This is a genomic window from Acinetobacter seohaensis (assembly GCF_056431365.1).
Window position 1 is genome coordinate 58,603 of sequence record NZ_JBWKMK010000021.1, and the last position, 16,975, is coordinate 75,577.

Sequence of the window (16,975 nt, forward strand, 5' to 3'; positions counted from 1 at the left end):
TAAATAAAGACCCAACAAAAACCAAGCTTCGGCTTGGTTTTTTTAACCCCTGGATTCGCTAAAACAGCAGCTTAATTTTAATAAATACATCCAATAAAAATTATTTTACAAAAAGGATTGCCAAACGGAACAATACAGCGTATTTTAATTTTAACAGCTCATTTTTTGATGAAAACAAGATGTTAAAGCAACCTTTAATCGCAAACGCTTACTATTACTTTTGGCAGTTTCAATGATTGCCTGAGTCGCGTTCGGGCAAAAGGTTGCCCACCAGTTGATACCTGATCGGCAACCCTGATCAGGTTTTTTTATGTCTGGTGTTTTGAATTTTATAGGTTTTTCGGAGATTTAATCATGTACAACGTTAATTATTCATACTTTAGCAACTTTTATTGGTTTTACTTTAGTCAATCTATGACTCAAACCTTGCAATCCATTAGACCCATAACGCTGAAATAAATGATCGGACTGTAAAAAAGAGAAACAGTCCAAAGGAACAGACCAATGAATGCTTTAAATACTGCTTTACAACAACAGACCAACAATACTGAAATTAGTTTAAGTTTACCGCATCAACTCAAAGCGCAACTCCCACTTTCATCTGCGCTAAAACAACAAATCGCACAACATCGACAGATTATTCAGAACATTTTAGCGGGCACAGACCCTCGCTTATTGGTCATTACAGGACCTTGTTCAATTCATGATCCGCAAGCAGCACTCGAATACGCAGAAAAATTAAAACAATTACAAAGCCAAGTTTCAGATCAAATTTTCTTGGTGATGCGCGCCTATATCGAAAAGCCACGTACTACGGTAGGCTGGAAAGGCTTTTTGTATGACCCAGACTTAGATGGCTCTGCAAACATGCAATTAGGCTTAGAAAAATCACGTGAACTGTATCTACAAATTATAGAAATGGGTTTACCAATTGCTTCTGAAATTTTAAGCCCAATGGCAACGGGATATTTTGATGATGTACTGGCTTGGGGTGCAATTGGCGCACGTACCAGTGAATCACAAATTCACCGTGAAATTTCTAGCGCCATGCCGTATAGCATTGGTTTCAAAAACGGAACTGATGGCTCAATTCAAATTGCATTAGATGCAATTCAATCGGCAAGTCATCCACATCAATTCATGGGAATGAGCCAGTCGGGTTTACCTGCTATTTTGTCATCACAAGGTAATCCACACGCGCATTTAATTTTACGTGGCGCAAATTCAGGGCCAAATTATCAATTGGTAGAAATTGAGAAAATTCAGCAAAAAGCCAAAGGGCAGTTGCCTGCATTGATTATTGACTGTAGTCACGGTAACAGCCATAAAGACCCACAACAACAACCGCAAGTCTTGCGTACCATTGTGGCAGAACGTGAACAGACGCAAGTCCGTGGCATCATGTTAGAAAGTCATTTGGTGGATGGAAATCAAAAGATTTCTTGCGAGATGACTTATGGTCAATCTGTTACCGATGGCTGCTTGGGTTGGGATAAGACTGAACAACTGCTTATTGAGGTCGCTGAAAGCTTAAATCGTCAGGTTTTGGCTAAAACTGCATAAAAAATAAAACTCCAGAAACCCAAAAAACCTGAAATTTCAGGTTTTTTGGGTGGGAGAGTATTTAAAAATCAACTCTTCTTAGATTAGTTTTTAAAATAACAATTCTTTTGCTGCTATTAAAAACTAAGCCTGAATATCTGCATTAGGTTGTTTAGCCACAACAAATTTATAGAAAATTAAACTGATTAAGGTCACAACAGCACAGAGCAAATACGCTGCGGTATAGTCATAACCCGCAATAATCCAACCTAGAATTAACGCGCCTAAGGCGATACCAATATCGTAACAACAAAAATACGTAGATGTGGCATGACCAATACGATCTTTAGGGGAGCGTTGAATTGAAATGGTTTGCAGGCAAGGTTGGGCAGACCCGAACCCTACACCAATTAATGCAGCAGCCAACATAAAACCGAATACACTGTGTACCTGACTCAAGACAATTAATCCTAAAGCAAATAATATAATTGCAGGATAAATCACATAACTCGCCCCTTTACGATCATAAATTTTGCCTGTAATTGGGCGCAAAATCATCATCGAAACTGCAAATATCACGAAGAATAAACTGGCATAAGACAGCATATTGCGTGATTCTGCAAAGGTGGAAATAAATGACATAATACTGGCATACGCGAAAGAAACCATCATCGCCATGAGTGATACAGGAATTGCTTTTTTCTCTACAAAATCTTGAAGCCCTAATTTACGTTTAGGTGTTGTTTCAGTTTTTACTTTTTGGGTCGCAATTGGAATCATTAAACAGAAGGCGAAACCTGCCCAAACACTGACGGATAGTAAGGTAGAAATACTGGCATAAGAAACACTTTGAATCAGACTTAAACCAATTAAAGGTCCCAATACAATCCCTAAATTTACTGACACCAAAAAATAGCCCATACCTTCACCTTTGCGACTGTCTGGAATAAAGTTATTGGCAATAGGGACGGTAACTGTGGTGACAATGCTGAACCAAATCCCATGTAAAAAACGCAGTACGAGTAGAAACAGTAAACTATCTACAAAAATGTATGCCACGCTACACAGACAAAACATGATTTCAGAAACATATAAGGTTTTCTTTACACCAAATTTTTCAATAATCAAACCGCTAAATGGGCGAATCGCGATTGCAGATAACATAAACAAAGTCATGGCTAAACCTGCCTGTGACAAGCTACCACCCAACTCATTCACAATATAAATAGGCAAAATTGTCGTTTGCGCAAAATAAAATATGAATAAGAACAAGTTATTGAATAAGCAGAGAATAAACGACTTATTCCATAAATGTTCAGCATTTATAGCAGACATAATTTAAACCTATATGGTGAGTGGAGCAGCGTGTAATGTGTACTTTGTTATACAGATGCTTTGTTATTGGAAGTCATCACACAGTAAGATCATGCAAAAAATAATAAACCTATTTATGTGAAAAGTATAGTTATTTAATAAAATTAAAACTAAAATTAGATTTTAATTCTATTTTTTTAATTGTTTTATCAGATAAAGATAATTTTATTTATTTCGCAAATTGCAATGCAAAAAAAATCAGCCGAAGCTGATTTCTTTGAATTTGAGCGATTAAACACTACAAATTTAAGGCTTATAAGCCAGATTCATAGTCCGCACTTGATAAAAGCTGTTCCACATCTGCCATATTGTCTGGCTTGATTTTATAAATCCAGCCTTTGCCATACGGTTCATCATTTACAAAGTCAGGGTCATCGTCTAAATTGCTATTTACTTCAACTACTTCGCCTGAAACAGGGGCGTGAATATCTGAAGCTGTTTTAACAGACTCAACCACACCTGCTTGTTCACCCGCAATTACTTTTTGACCAACTTCAGGTGCTTCTACATAGACCAAATCGCCTAAAGCATCTTGTGCGTGGTCTGAAATGCCTGTGACGACCAAATCACCTTCAATACGCACCCATTCATGTGTTCTTGCATATTTTAATTCCGCTGGGTGATTCATTTGATAACTCCTTAAATTGTATCGAATCTTTTTGCCATGTTTTATACATGCTTTTTGCTAAAAACAAAAGTTTATAAATACGGATCTTTACGCCAATTGCTCGGACTGCGTCCACTCCAGCGTTTAAAAGCACGACTAAAATTTGCCACATCGCTATAACCCAATTCATCGGCAATTTGTTCTAGCGTGTAGTCTGTACGGGAAAGCAGGGAAGTTGCATGCCGATAACGTACTTCATCGACCAAGTTTGAAAATGAAGTACCTTCTGCAGCCAGTTGACGTTTGAGTGTGCGGTCGGACATGTGTAGATAGTCGGCAACATTTTCAATGCTTAAATAATGCTGTTCTGCGTGGGTTAAAATATCACGTACTCGCATAGAAATGCGGCGACGTTCACCTAAAGCAGAAAGTTCGGCTTCACATTGATTAATCGCAATTTGACTGGCAATAGGATCGGCATTAATCATTTTTAAGCCTAGATATTGCTTGTCAAAACTTAAACCTAAATACGGCTGATCAAAACGGAATTGATGATAAGGAAATTTCGAAAAATACTGATCAAAACCTGCAGGTTTAGGAAAGTCAAAATCGACTTCACCTGTAAAGTGTTCGGTACCTGTCATGGCTTTACTCATGGTAATCATGCCAATAATTAAAGCGATGGCAATTTCTGTGCGTAAAGGTTCCATGTGAATATCACACTGCAATTGCAGACTGGCTTTTTCACCAAAAGTTGAGAAAAACAATTGTAAAAAGGGCATACGCAGTTGAATAAAACGATTGGCTAAAATCAACGCATCACTAATTTCATGCGCAGTCATAATCGCATAGCCAATAAAGCCATGAATGGAAATGCGCATTTGCGTACCAAGATGATAACCGAGCGTCGATTCGCCTGTAAGTTTTAAAGCATGTTTAACCAACTCATTGGCAATAGGTGTAGGAATACGACATTCTGGGTCTGCCAACATTTCGCTATTGAGTTGAAATGGTGCAAATAAGGTATCTGCGTTATAACCCCAACGGGATACAACATCCAAAACCAATAAGCCATAAACCCCTGGAACACCTTGTTCCTGACGTGCTGATATTGTTTTCATGCATGTTCCATTGCATTTGCTAATTTTATTTTAATTTGCCTTAGCGACTGTCATCTATGCATATCTTAGTTTGCCAAACGGCGACATAAGAACGTAGATGACATATTGCATCTTGGCATGAAAATTAAAGAAATTCTATGGAAATTGTTAGACAAAACAGGCTTTGACTATATGCGATAAATCTGCATTTCATCAAAGCCTGAGTTACAGCAAAGTTGCTGGAGATGCTAATTTTTATCAGTCGATGGTTTTACGATTTTATCTTGTTCAATTAAAAAACCACCTGTTTGACGCTGCCAAAGTTGTGCATAAATTCCGTTCATAGCCACCAGTTCATCATGCGTACCTTGTTCTGCAATACGTCCTTGATCGAGCACAATTAAACGATCCATTTGTGCAATGGTAGATAGTCTGTGTGCAATCGCGATTACAGTTTTACCTTGCATGAGTTCATCGAGGCTCGATTGAATTGCCGCTTCAACCTCAGAGTCGAGCGCACTGGTGGCTTCATCTAAAATTAAAATAGGTGCATCTTTTAAGAAAACACGGGCAATGGCAATACGTTGACGTTGTCCACCTGAAAGTTTAACACCCCGTTCGCCCACGTAGGCTTCATAGCCTTTTTTGCCACGTAAATCGGTCAATTGTGGAATAAATTCTTCGGCTTTGGCTTTGCGTACAGCTTCAAACATTTCTGCATCAGTCGCGTCAGGACGACCATATTTAATATTTTCAGCCACAGTACGGTGTAATAGCGAAGTATCTTGAGTGACAAGTGCAATATTTTTACGCAAACTGTCTTGGGTTACATCTTCAATATTTTGCCCATCAATCATAATTGAGCCGTGTTTGAGCTCATAAAAATGTAAAAGCAATTGAATTAAGGTCGATTTACCTGCGCCTGAACGTCCCACGATACCAATTTTTTCGCCTGCACGAATATGCAGATTAAACTGATCAATCACGTTTTTACTGTTATAAGCAAAACTGACATCTTTAAACTGAATTTCGCCCTGAGCAACTTGTAATGGTTTTGCATCGGCTTTGTCTTGAATCGCAATTGGACGTCCGAGAGTTTTCATACCATCTTGAATGGTGCCGACATTTTCAAACAGGGCAGAGGTCTGCCACATCATAAACTCGGCAATACTGTTGAGTTTAAGAATCATGGCTGTAGTGGCAGCAATAATCCCCAATTCTGCACGGCCATTTAACCAGAGCCAAATTGCTGTACCTAAAACGCCCACATACAACACCACGCTCAGTAAATTGATGCTGATTTCATATTGAGCGCCCAAACGCATTTGTTTATAAACCGTCAACATAAACTCTTGCATCGACGCTTTGGCATATTGGCTTTCGCGACCTGCATGCGCAAATAATTTTACGGTTTGAATATTGGTATAAGCATCGGTCACGCGTCCTGTCATCACCGCACGTGCATCGGCTTGTTCATTAGATACTTTGCTCAAACGCGGAATAAAATAAGCTGCTGCAAGAATAAATAAAGCCAACCATAGCAATAACGGCAAAATGAGCATTGGAGAAATTGCGCCCAATACCAGACTAATCGTAATAAAGTAAATGAATACATAGGCAAGCATATCGCCCAAAATGACCCAAAACTCACGTACTGCTAAGGCGGTTTGCATGACTTTGGCAGAGAGTCTTCCTGCAAAATCATTATGGAAAAAATCCAGACTTTGTTGCAACATTAAATTGTGGAAACGCCAACGCAAACGCATTGGAAAACCACTGTATAACATTTGATGCTTCACAATTGACTGCGCACTGGCAAAAAAGATATTGGCCAATAAAATACAAAACAGCAAAGTAAGGTTCTGCTGATGTTGCGCAAGGAAAGTATCTGGCTGACTTTGACTAAGCCATGTGACTAAATCGCCAATTTTTGCATATAGCAAAGCTTCAAAGCTGGCAGCGCCTGCAGTACATAAAACCAATAACAATAAATATGGACGTACACCTGAAGCTGCTTGCCAAACAAAGGCAAAAAACGTGGTTGGCAAGGGTTCGGTCAAACCTTTATTTGGATAAGGATCTATAAGTTTCTCGAACCACTTGAGCATACGATGTTACCTTGATGACTAAACCTAAATTTAAAGATAGATAAATTTAAGACAGTAAAAACAAAAACTTAGGATAAAGTTAAGAGCATTCCTGTGAATATTTCTTAACTTATAGTGATACAGCTTGTAGGTCTAGTTTACGCCATAACACAGCAAATGTTGAAAATAGAAATATAGATGATTAATTGGCATACAAAATCACGTTATAGATTCACTTTTATACATAAAGCTGCAACGCATCAAAATTCATCTACCCATAAAAAGCGTATTGGTTCACATTTTTAATGATATTTCATCGAACCAATAGCATATAAATATTTAATTTTTATGAAAAATTTATTTAAACTCAACATTGATTGCTATAATCACGCCCATTTTTAGCACAACCGTGCTGTAAATTGGTTTTAAGTTGATATTTTTATGATGCGTAACTTTTTAGGTGCAATTGCACTATATTTTGGATTTATTTTTCCTGTTCAAGCCATGCCATTTGATCCATTGATTGGTACATGGAAAGTAATTGATGATCATACAGGGCATTATATTGCGGAAATTGTGATTCGTAAGAACTCTAAAACTTCGGAATATAGTGCTGTAATTACTCGAAATTTATTGTCGGTAGGCACAACTCAATTAGAGGTATGTAGCAAATGCCAAGGCAACTTAAAGAATCAGCCCATAAAAGGCATGCAGGCATTAGAAGGCTTAGTGGCAAATTCAAATCCGAAACAATTTTCGCAAGGACAATGGATTAATCCGAAAGATGGTTATGTCTATAAAATTGATGCTCAATTAAATGCGGCGAATAATCAAATGAAAGTATATGGCAAAGCCAAGAGCGCGAATGCGATTAGCACGATGACTTGGAAAAAACTTTAACAGATTGTACGGCGTATTTTTGAAGCTACTTGATTGAAAGATTGAGTAGCTTTTTATCTTTTTGTGAATGATAAGGTAAATTGAGATACCGAATACTTAAAATAACTTAATACATATCAATTACTTAATATTTATTTGTTATTCACCAATTAAAATGTCTATGCGATAAACCATTTAAAATGTCCTGTTTTTAACTGCAAGAGTCAAGAACAGGATTTAAATTTCTTTGTTCAATAACAACTTTCTGAGCTTTACGACTCGGCATACTTTTCTTGGCACGGGAACTTTTATTTTGTTTTTCCAACTCTTCATGTTGTTGCTGGATATGGGCCAGAACCGCACCTAATCTTTTATTCTCAACTACTTCATTCTGCTGCAGTCTAGCCAGTTTATTGAAAATACTGTAGTTGATCTTCCGTCCTTCGTGCATGATGGCCACAGTACCATCTGGATACTCTAAAAATGTTATGTATTGCCCAACAAGTTTGTGGTTCAGTGCTGTTGGCTCAAGCATATAAATACACTTGTCATACGTGATAGTCAGATTCTTCGTGACCTTACGCGGTTCCTGCCAGGTAAAAATATCCTCTAGCTCAGCATCAGATTCCGTTAAAGGTCGATGCAAGTTCTTCGAGTTTCTCGTACACTTGGCAAACTTCTGATTGAACTGCTCAATGAAGCAGGGCAGCCAAGCATTGGCCTCGGTAATTGAGCAGATGCCTTCCAAACGCATTTCCTTGATTAGGCGATCCTGCAGAGTTCTGTTGGCGCGTTCCACACGTCCTTTGGCCTGTGGTGAGTTGGCAAAGATAATATCGATGTTTAATTCGTTGAGAATCCTGCCAAATTGCGTGATCTGGCTGTCTTGCTTGGATTTCTGATTGACTCGAAATACTGAGTGTTTATCGCTATAAAAGGCCAAAGGCTTGCCGTATTGCTCAATGTAGGCTCGGGTTGAAAGCATATAATCAAAGGTCGTTTCGGCCTCACAAAAGCGCAGATGCAACAGCTTTCCAGTGGCATCATCAATATAAACCAACAAGCAGCATTTAGCGTCACGTCCTTCAAACCAATCGTGATATGAGCCATCAATCTGGATTAGCTCACCAAAGCAATCGCGGTTATATCGAGGTTGATATGGACGTTTCTGGCGCTTGGATCGCGGAATCCAGAGACCATTTGCAGTCATCCAGCGCCGAAGCGTTTCTACAGGGATATTCAGGTCAAACATGCTGTTGAGCTTCTCATGCGCCAAGGTGGGACCAAAGCCCAGCAGATGTTCAGAAATAATGGAAAGGCACTTTGATTTTAACAAGTCATCATGACGACGATGACCCGGTTGACCACGACTGGCATGTGCCAGACCTGAAACACCGTCTTGATTGAGCTTGTGCAATAATCGAGTAATTTGGCGTGTTGAAAGATTCAGAATTTCTGCAGCACGGACTTGTGTAATACGTTGATCTCGAACATCTTGCAGGACTGCAAGACGTTGTATTTCCTTGTCAGACATAGTGATCAGCATCTCAAGTTTATATCCAGTCCATGATGTTGATGCGCATCATAGACCAGACATTTTTATTGGTGAGAATACAGACACTTTAAATGGTTTCTAACAATACCATTGCGCATAATGTATATTATGTTAAATAAATAACACCTGCTAATTTGTTCATTATTTCTGATATAGATTAAATCAGGTTTTATTATCTGTCAAATTAGTAATGCACTTTTATGTTTGCTTCAGTTAAATAGGTTTTCTTTAAGGTCTTATTCTATAAAAAGAAAGGTCTACATTTTAAGACACTAAATCAAATGGCAGAAGATTTTTACAAGTCGGCTGACTAGAATCTCACAAGTGAATGTCTCCTGCTATTTCAGCACACATCAATGTTAATTATGTTTAAATTTCAACCCTCCCATTTTTCAACTAGCTCAGGTTATAATGATGGCCTCCAAAAATATGGTTTATCTATTATGAATGCCTCCAATGACCCTCTACACGGCAAAAAACTTGCTGACATTTTGGATGAGTTATTGGATTACTATGGTGGCTTTGAAGGCTTAAGTCGTAAAATTGAAATTAGATGTTTTTGTATAGATCCAAGTGTTAAGTCATCATTACGGTTTTTACGTACCACACCATGGGCACGTGAAAAAGTTGAAAGCTTATATTTGTATGTCTTACGTCAAAAAGCCAAACAAAAATCGTAGCTATCAAAACTCAGCATAATATTTTATACCAAACAGTAAACTAAACTTATTGAATAGCCAATGATTTTGTAGACATCTTTTAATTAGTGGTGGACTGCCACCACTCTCCTGGCAAAATTTAGTCTATATCCCTATGGTTTATTTAAAAACTTATTTTCTATCTTTACTAGGCTGTATGATCAAAATCATACTGGCACTCAACACTGTAAATTTGAGAATGAATCTGTACGTACAGACTCATTCCCTATCTATAAAGATATTAGAAATAGCTACATAGAGTTTATTTCTAGCTTATTCAAATTAGGCTTTACTATGGATGAACAATAATTTTTACAGCCGATTCATTATTATGAATCAACGTTTCAAAGCCTTTAGAAACAAGATCATCTAATGCAATACGTTGGGTAATAAAAGGTTCTAGATTAATCTTACCTTGCTCGACTAAACGGATAGTTTCCTGATGATCATTTACATAAGCAATCGTGCCACGAATATCTAGCTCTTTCATCACCACACTATGCACATTAATTGTGGCAGGATGGCTCCAAATAGAAACGATAACGACTACACCAGTTGGTTTCATTGCTGCAACGAGTGTATCCATGACTTTATTGACACTACTACATTCAAAAGCGACATCTACACCGCGGTCTTCTGTAATTTTCATTACCTCAGCAACTACATCAACCTTAGATGGGTCTAGTACATAATCGGCAACACCCGCTTCTATCGCTTTTTCTTTACGTTTTGCACTCAGTTCAGTAATGATGACCGTGAGACCTTTAGCCTTTAAAATAGCAGATAAAAGTAAGCCTATTGGGCCTGCTCCACCAACCAGTGCGATATCGCCAGCTTTTGCGCCACTTCTGACATAGGCATGATGACCGACAGATAAAGGTTCTATCAATGCTGCTTGGTCTAAAGGAATATCATTTGAAATAGGATGAACCCAACGCCGCTGAACTGCAATTTTTTCAGAAAGACCACCACCGCGTCCGCCTAAACCAATAAAGTTCATATTTTTTGATAAATGATACTTATCATTGGGGCCAGTCGGGACATCATCCGCAATAATATAGGGTTCAACTACGACATGTTGTCCAATTTGGATATCGTCTACACCCTCTCCAACTGCATAAACTACGCCTGAAAATTCATGTCCCATTGTTACAGGTGCAGATTCTCCCGAAATTGGATGTGGATGACCACAAGGTGGAATAAAAATAGGGCCTTCCATGAATTCATGTAAATCTGTACCGCAAATACCGCACCATGCAACTTGAATTCCAACTGTGCCTGGAAGTACTTTCGGTTCAGGGATATCTTCAATTCGAATATCCCCTCGATCATAAAAACGAGCTGCTTTCATTGTGTATTCCTTATGTTGATATTAACGGTAAACCATTCCACCATCTGTCAAAATAGACTGACCTGTAATATAGTTTGCATCCTCGCTGGCTAAAAATGCAACTAATGCAGCCACGTCATCTGGTGTTTCAGCACGTCCTAAAGCAATACCATCTACATATTTTTTATACGTTTGACCAATTGGTGCACCTGTAATTTCAGAGAACCGCTGATCTATTTCGACCCACATGTCTGTACCAACAACACCCGGACAATAACTATTTACAGTAATTTCAACACTAGCATATTCTTTAGCCGCAGCTTGCGTCAATGCACGAACTGCAAATTTCGTTGCCGAATAAACACCGAGTAAAGCAAAGCCTTCATGACCTGCTATTGAGCATGCATTAATAATTTTTCCAGCCTGTTGGCGTTGTTTAAATTTATTTGCTGCGGCTTGAATCCCCCAAAGTACACCACCGACATTGATGTTCATAATTTGGTTAAATTCACTCGGCGTTACTTCTGCCAAAGCTTTGACTTGTGCAATACCTGCATTATTAATCATGATATCAAAGCCATTAAGTGTCGATTCTGCATGATTAATAGCGTCACTGATTTGTATTGGATCTGAAATATCCGCAATAAATGTGGTGGCTTTTACGCCAAAGGCTTCAACCTCTTGTTGAACAGTATTTAACTTTTCTTGATGAAGATCGACCAAGGCAATATGAACACCTTCTTGTGCTAAACGTAAGGCAATACCACGTCCAATGCCTTGTGCCGCACCCGTAATTAAAGCAACTTTGTTGTTTAAACCTCTAGGCATGTTGCGACTCCTTAAATATGGATTGCACGTTGCATCGCCGACAAGACCGACTCATGCATCGCCTCAGACAAAGTAGGATGAGGGAAAATGACCTGCGCTAAGCTTTCATCTGTAGCTTCTAGGTATTTCGCGATGGCAAAACCTTGAATGTGTTCGGTGACTTCATGTCCAACCATGTGAGCACCCAACAATTCACCCGTTTCCTGACTAAAAATGGTTTTAATAAATCCTGCGCTATCGCCCAAAGCCAATGCTTTACCATTCGCTTGTAAAGGAAACTTACCCACATTGATATTCAAGCCCGTAGCTTTCGCTTTCTGTTCTGTCAAACCAATACTGGCCACTTGTGGATGGGTAAAGATACAGCCCGGAATTTGTGTACGATCTAAAGCATGTACATGACTTAGGCCTGCAATTTTCTCCACACAAAGAATGGCTTCATGACTGGCTTTGTGTGCCAAACACGGTGCACCTGCGACATCACCAATTGCATAAATGCCCACTACATTGGTTTTACACCATGAGTCGACTTTAATAAAACCATTCTCAAATTCAATTCCCAAAGCTTCTAGGCCAAGATTTTCAGCATTTGGTTTCACGCCAATAGCTGAAAGCACCTTTTCAACAGTAATGATTTGTACACCTGTGGCAGTTTCAATATGACAATGTACTTGAGCCTGATCAGTTTCTATTTTTTTTACAGTCGCTTCGGTTAAAACCTGCATACCCTGCTGTTCAAATTGCTTTTGTACATACTTCGCAACCTCAATGTCTTCGCTAGGAAGAATCTGCTTTGCAATATCAACCAAGGTGACTTGGCAGCCTAAGTCTTGGTATAGGCTTGCAAACTCACTGCCTATAGCACCCGAACCAATGACTAGTAAAGATTTTGGTAATTGTTCTGGAACTAAAGCCTCTTTATAACTCCAGACCTGATGGCCATCTACAGGAATATGAGGCAAATTGGCCGCACGTGCGCCTGTTGCGACAATAATATGCGGTGCAGAAATCTGCTGTTTTTGACCATTCGCATCTGTAAGCTCTAATTGCTCTTTGGCAATAAACTGGGCTGCTGCGTTAAAAACAGTGATTTGATTTTTTTTCAATAGTTGACCGATACCTTGCACCAGTTGCTCAGAAACCTGTCTGCTATGATGGACCAGTTTTTGAATATCAAAATCAATCGCGTTAAGCGTAAAGCCAAACTGCCCTGCATGTTTGAACTGCTGCGCAAGCACAGCCCCGCTCAATAATGCCTTGGTTGGAATGCATCCCCAATTAAGACATACTCCGCCTAAGTGTTGTTTTTCAACGATTGCCGTTTTTAATCCCAGTTGCGCTGCGCGAATCGCAGCGACATATCCTCCAGGACCAGCACCAATAACCACAAGATCAAATTGTGTATCTGACATGACTATTCCTCCTACACCAAAATTAATGCAGGATTTTCGACAAACTGCTTCAATGCCGATAAGAATTGAGCACCCAACGCACCATCAATGACACGATGATCACAAGACAATGTTGCGGTCACCATTTCACGAACAACAATCTCATCATTTTCAACGACAGCACGTTTCTCTGCTGCACCTAAGGCTAGAATTGCACCTTGAGGCGGATTAATAATGGCATCAAACTGTGGAATACCAAGCATGCCCAAATTGGAAATACTGAAACTGCCCCCTTGAAACTCATCAGGTACTAGTTTTCCAGTTTTGGCACGTGTCACCAGATCACGCATATCATTGGAAATTTGCGCCAAAGATTTACGGTTCGCTGCTTTAATAATTGGCGTGATCAGTCCATTTTCGATGGCTACAGCAACCGAAATATCAGCCTGTTCAAACTGTAAAATCTGCTGATTCTCTTCATCAAACTGAACATTAACTTGTGGAACTTTAATCAGTGCAGCAGCAGCAGCTTTAATCAGCATATCGTTAATGGACAGTTTGACTTGCGGTACAGTACTGTTAATTTGCTGACGCAAAGCCTGAACAGACTCAACATTTAAGTCTATCGTTAAGCGAAAATGTGGTGCATTGCGTTTTGCCGCTTGTAGCCGTGCAGCGATTGCTTTACGCATACCATTCATAGCTACGGTGGTGAATTTTGCAGACTCTGTTGGATGCGTATACTCAGTATGTTGAGCTTGTACAGGATTTTCCCGTTGATATACAGCTTCAACATCTTCCTTACAGACTCGTCCACGTGAACCCGATGCACGACAATCATGCAAATTAATGCCCCATTGTTTTGCCAAACGGCGGGCAACAGGTGTCGCCAGAACATCACTGTCATCTGCTTTAGATTTCGCGGCTTTCGTGCTGGCTTGATGACGTACATCTGGCCAAGAACCACCAGCAGCTTGAACTGCGGCCTGAATATCTTGAACGCTGATACGGCCTTCACGTCCAGAACCCGTAATCTGAGCCAAATTTACATTATGCTTTTCAGCCAATTTCAAGGCATGTGGCGTTGCAAAAATATCATCGCTTTGTTGGTAGCCTTGTAACGCAGCAGGAATAGAATATCCGCCCTGATGAGTCACCGCTTTTGATCCATTACCAACACTGTTCTGTTTAGGAGCAGATTGTACTTTGGTTTCAACTTGAGCCACATCGACTTTTTCAGGAACCGCTGCTACCGCTTTATTTTCAGTTACAGCAGGTGTTCCACCTAAAGACTGTGCAAATGCTTCAACTTCTGCATTGGAAACTTGAGCGTCTGCACAAATTGCAATGATTCCACCTACGACCAGTGTGTCACCATCGTTAGCAATAATTTTTCGTAGCAGGCCATCAAAAGGTGCCTCCAATACATTGACGATTTTTGTGGTTTCAATTTCACAAATTTCCTGTCCTTTACTAAATTGGGTACCTTCCTGAATCAGCCATTGGGCAATCGTACCCTCTTCCATGGACAAACCCCATTTTGGGATTTCTAAGGTTTTAATTTCGCTCATCCTAAGCCTCCAACGTCTTACGTACAGCCTGTTCGATGCGTTCTACACTGGGTAACCATTCTTTTTCTAATACGGGTGAAAATGGTACGGGTGAGTGTGGTGGAGTGACTAACTCGATTGGTGCTTTAAGAAAATGAAAGCCTTTCTGTGCAATGAGTGCAGCCACATCATGTCCGAAACCACAACGCGCTGCAGATTCATCTACAATCACCACGCGGCCTGTTGAAGCCACTGACTCTAAAATACCGTCTTCATCCAATGGAGAAATGGTTCTAGGGTCAACCACTTCAACCGAAATGCCTTCTTTTGCGAGCTTATCAGCGACTTCATTGGCACGATGCACCATCAAACTTAAGGCAATAATGGTGATATCTGTGCCTTCACGGGTGTAATTTGCGACACCAAAAGGAATAGTGTAGGACTCATCTGGCACTTCGCCCTTAATGTCGTACAACAACTTGTGTTCACAAAAGACTACTGGGTCGTCATCTCGAATGGCTTGAATCAACAACCCTTTTACATCATAGGCACTTGAAGGCACCACCACTTTTAAGCCTGGCACTGAGGCAAACACGTTATATGGCGACTGAGAATGCTGCGCTGCTGCGGAAAAACCTGCACCGATCATGCCTCGTACAACGAGTGGCGCTTTGGCTTTGCCGCCAAACATGTAGCGAAATTTAGCTGCTTGGTTATACAGCATGTCATAACACACGCCGTAAAAATCCATAAACATTAAATCTGCCACAGGTCTTAAACCCGTTGCAGCAGCACCTGCCGCCATACCAATAATCGCTGATTCTGTAATTGGCGTATCAATGACTCGTTCAGAACCAAATTCAGTCCATAAGCCTTTGGTTACACCAAGTACACCGCCAAAACCTTCCAGTTTATTGTCATCGGTATTTTTGCCACCATGCCCACCACGAACATCTTCACCGACCACAATGACACTTGAGTCTCGGCGCATTTCTAATTCAATTGCTTCTTTAATCGCGTTTCGATAACTTTTATTTGGCATTTTTCTACTATTCCTTTAGTAAGAGACGTAAACATCAGTAAGTAACTGAGAGACTTCTGGGTACTTAGCTGCGCGTGCTTTTGCAACGGCATCGTCTACATTGGCTTTAGACTGAGCGTCAATCGCATTGAGCTTGGCTTCGTCAATTTTGTCTTTGACTTTTTCGCGGAATATTTTCAATGGATCTTTATGTTCTTTGACATAATCCAGTTCTTCTTTGGAACGAATAAGTCCCGGATCACCTTCAAAATGTCCATAAAAACGGTTGGTTACTGTTTCAATCACACTCGGGCCTTCACCACGGCGGGCACGTTCAATGGCTTTTTGTGCAACTTCATACACAGCAAAAAAGTCTGTTCCATCTACTTTTTCAGCGGGTAAGCCAAAACCTGCTGCTCGGCCTGCAATGTCTTTACTGCCTACGGCATAATCATGTGCAGTACCTTCACCAAAACCGTTATTTTCAAAAACAAAAATGACAGGAAGCTTTAACACCACAGCCATATTCATTGCTTCAAAAGTTAAGCCCTGATTTGACCCGCCATCACCGGTAAATGACAGACCAATACCACCATTCTTGAGTGTTTTAGCACTTAAAGCTGCCCCAATAGCCAAAGGTGGACCACCACCTACAATACCGTTTGCACCGAGCATGCCTTTATCTAAATCCGCAATGTGCATTGAGCCGCCTTTACCACGACACAAACCATCATCTTTACCAAAAATTTCTAGCATCATGGCGTGAATGTCACAGCCCTTAGCAATACAATGTCCATGTCCACGGTGTGTTGATGTAATGAAGTCCTTATCTGTTAAATTTTCGCAAATCCCTACTGCAACAGCTTCCTCACCGCTATAGAGATGGATGAAACCAGGGATATCACCTGTATTGTTTTCATCGTGAAGTCGATCCTCAAATTCACGAATGTCGCGCATTCTTTTGTATGCTGCTAGCAATTGCTCTTCCGTTAATTGCATATATTTGTTCCTTA

At 40.0% G+C, this 16,975-nt stretch carries 14 protein-coding genes; 3 read left to right on the plus strand and 11 right to left on the minus strand.

The genetic code is table 11. The annotated features are described in order from the left end of the window. Nucleotides 1-504: 504 nt before the first annotated feature. Nucleotides 505-1,563 (plus strand): 3-deoxy-7-phosphoheptulonate synthase, encoded by a 1,059-nt coding sequence (locus AC07E5_RS03235; RefSeq protein ID WP_004973722.1) that lies wholly within the window; start codon nt 505-507, stop codon nt 1,561-1,563. Nucleotides 1,564-1,686: 123 nt separating this feature from the next. On the opposite strand, the gene AC07E5_RS03240 is transcribed toward AC07E5_RS03235, so the two are convergent. From AC07E5_RS03240 to AC07E5_RS03255, 4 genes are all read right to left on the minus strand, one after another. Then, nucleotides 1,687-2,877 carry an MFS transporter gene (locus AC07E5_RS03240; RefSeq protein WP_498624580.1) on the minus strand — a complete coding sequence of 397 codons (1,191 nt, stop codon included), beginning with the start codon at nt 2,875-2,877 and terminating at the stop codon, nt 1,687-1,689. 292 nt (nt 2,878-3,169) lie between these two features. Then, on the minus strand, nt 3,170-3,544 hold the full coding sequence (gene gcvH, locus AC07E5_RS03245) for a glycine cleavage system protein GcvH (protein WP_096902550.1): 375 nt from the start codon (nt 3,542-3,544) through the stop codon (nt 3,170-3,172). Nucleotides 3,545-3,615: 71 nt separating this feature from the next. Beyond that, entirely contained in the window at nt 3,616-4,644 is a 1,029-nt protein-coding gene (locus AC07E5_RS03250; RefSeq protein WP_004973729.1) for a helix-turn-helix domain-containing protein, read from the minus strand. Between the two features lie 227 nt (nt 4,645-4,871). Beyond that, nucleotides 4,872-6,731 (minus strand): ABC transporter ATP-binding protein, encoded by a 1,860-nt coding sequence (locus tag AC07E5_RS03255; protein ID WP_167846013.1) that lies wholly within the window; start codon nt 6,729-6,731, stop codon nt 4,872-4,874. A gap of 420 nt (nt 6,732-7,151) precedes the next feature. Between AC07E5_RS03255 and AC07E5_RS03260 the strand changes: the two genes are divergently transcribed. Beyond that, nucleotides 7,152-7,610: a DUF2147 domain-containing protein gene (locus AC07E5_RS03260; protein WP_180112803.1), complete on the plus strand. Its 459-nt coding sequence runs from the start codon at nt 7,152-7,154 to the stop codon at nt 7,608-7,610. A gap of 190 nt (nt 7,611-7,800) precedes the next feature. Here the strand turns inward: AC07E5_RS03260 and AC07E5_RS03265 are convergent, their stop codons facing one another. Further along, complete coding sequence (locus AC07E5_RS03265) at nt 7,801-9,135, minus strand: ISNCY family transposase (protein ID WP_498624581.1); 1,335 nt, start codon at nt 9,133-9,135, stop codon at nt 7,801-7,803. Nucleotides 9,136-9,587: 452 nt separating this feature from the next. On the opposite strand from AC07E5_RS03265, the gene AC07E5_RS03270 reads away from it, so the two are divergent. After that, nucleotides 9,588-9,824 (plus strand): VF530 family protein, encoded by a 237-nt coding sequence (locus tag AC07E5_RS03270; protein WP_003651786.1) that lies wholly within the window; start codon nt 9,588-9,590, stop codon nt 9,822-9,824. Between the two features lie 310 nt (nt 9,825-10,134). On the opposite strand, the gene AC07E5_RS03275 is transcribed toward AC07E5_RS03270, so the two are convergent. The 6 genes from AC07E5_RS03275 to AC07E5_RS03300 are packed head-to-tail and all read right to left on the minus strand — an operon-like array spanning nt 10,135 to nt 16,961. Continuing rightward, entirely contained in the window at nt 10,135-11,193 is a 1,059-nt protein-coding gene (locus AC07E5_RS03275; protein ID WP_004281883.1) for a 2,3-butanediol dehydrogenase, read from the minus strand. 21 nt (nt 11,194-11,214) lie between these two features. Then, on the minus strand, nt 11,215-12,000 hold the full coding sequence (locus tag AC07E5_RS03280; RefSeq protein ID WP_108619593.1) for an acetoin reductase: 786 nt from the start codon (nt 11,998-12,000) through the stop codon (nt 11,215-11,217). Between the two features lie 11 nt (nt 12,001-12,011). Then, nucleotides 12,012-13,412 (minus strand): dihydrolipoyl dehydrogenase, encoded by a 1,401-nt coding sequence (lpdA, locus tag AC07E5_RS03285; RefSeq protein WP_498624582.1) that lies wholly within the window; start codon nt 13,410-13,412, stop codon nt 12,012-12,014. A gap of 11 nt (nt 13,413-13,423) precedes the next feature. Then, a complete protein-coding gene (locus AC07E5_RS03290) occupies nt 13,424-14,962 on the minus strand; it encodes a dihydrolipoamide acetyltransferase family protein (protein WP_498624583.1) in 1,539 nt (512 codons plus the stop codon). 1 nt (nt 14,963) lies between these two features. After that, on the minus strand, nt 14,964-15,983 hold the full coding sequence (locus AC07E5_RS03295) for an alpha-ketoacid dehydrogenase subunit beta (RefSeq protein WP_368779758.1): 1,020 nt from the start codon (nt 15,981-15,983) through the stop codon (nt 14,964-14,966). Between the two features lie 15 nt (nt 15,984-15,998). Continuing rightward, nucleotides 15,999-16,961: a thiamine pyrophosphate-dependent dehydrogenase E1 component subunit alpha gene (locus AC07E5_RS03300; protein WP_104851953.1), complete on the minus strand. Its 963-nt coding sequence runs from the start codon at nt 16,959-16,961 to the stop codon at nt 15,999-16,001. Nucleotides 16,962-16,975: the final 14 nt, after the last annotated feature.

What these genes read in the sequence shown, in the direction of transcription:
- AC07E5_RS03235 (WP_004973722.1), top strand. Translation starts at nt 505, where the DNA reads ATGAATGCTTTAAATACTGCTTTACAACAACAGACCAACAATACTGAA.
- AC07E5_RS03240 (WP_498624580.1), bottom strand. Translation starts at nt 2,877, where the DNA reads ATGTCTGCTATAAATGCTGAACATTTATGGAATAAGTCGTTTATTCTC.
- gcvH (WP_096902550.1), bottom strand. Translation starts at nt 3,544, where the DNA reads ATGAATCACCCAGCGGAATTAAAATATGCAAGAACACATGAATGGGTG.
- AC07E5_RS03250 (WP_004973729.1), bottom strand. Translation starts at nt 4,644, where the DNA reads ATGAAAACAATATCAGCACGTCAGGAACAAGGTGTTCCAGGGGTTTAT.
- AC07E5_RS03255 (WP_167846013.1), bottom strand. Translation starts at nt 6,731, where the DNA reads ATGCTCAAGTGGTTCGAGAAACTTATAGATCCTTATCCAAATAAAGGT.
- AC07E5_RS03260 (WP_180112803.1), top strand. Translation starts at nt 7,152, where the DNA reads ATGATGCGTAACTTTTTAGGTGCAATTGCACTATATTTTGGATTTATT.
- AC07E5_RS03265 (WP_498624581.1), bottom strand. Translation starts at nt 9,135, where the DNA reads ATGCTGATCACTATGTCTGACAAGGAAATACAACGTCTTGCAGTCCTG.
- AC07E5_RS03270 (WP_003651786.1), top strand. Translation starts at nt 9,588, where the DNA reads ATGAATGCCTCCAATGACCCTCTACACGGCAAAAAACTTGCTGACATT.
- AC07E5_RS03275 (WP_004281883.1), bottom strand. Translation starts at nt 11,193, where the DNA reads ATGAAAGCAGCTCGTTTTTATGATCGAGGGGATATTCGAATTGAAGAT.
- AC07E5_RS03280 (WP_108619593.1), bottom strand. Translation starts at nt 12,000, where the DNA reads ATGCCTAGAGGTTTAAACAACAAAGTTGCTTTAATTACGGGTGCGGCA.
- lpdA (WP_498624582.1), bottom strand. Translation starts at nt 13,412, where the DNA reads ATGTCAGATACACAATTTGATCTTGTGGTTATTGGTGCTGGTCCTGGA.
- AC07E5_RS03290 (WP_498624583.1), bottom strand. Translation starts at nt 14,962, where the DNA reads ATGAGCGAAATTAAAACCTTAGAAATCCCAAAATGGGGTTTGTCCATG.
- AC07E5_RS03295 (WP_368779758.1), bottom strand. Translation starts at nt 15,983, where the DNA reads ATGCCAAATAAAAGTTATCGAAACGCGATTAAAGAAGCAATTGAATTA.
- AC07E5_RS03300 (WP_104851953.1), bottom strand. Translation starts at nt 16,961, where the DNA reads ATGCAATTAACGGAAGAGCAATTGCTAGCAGCATACAAAAGAATGCGC.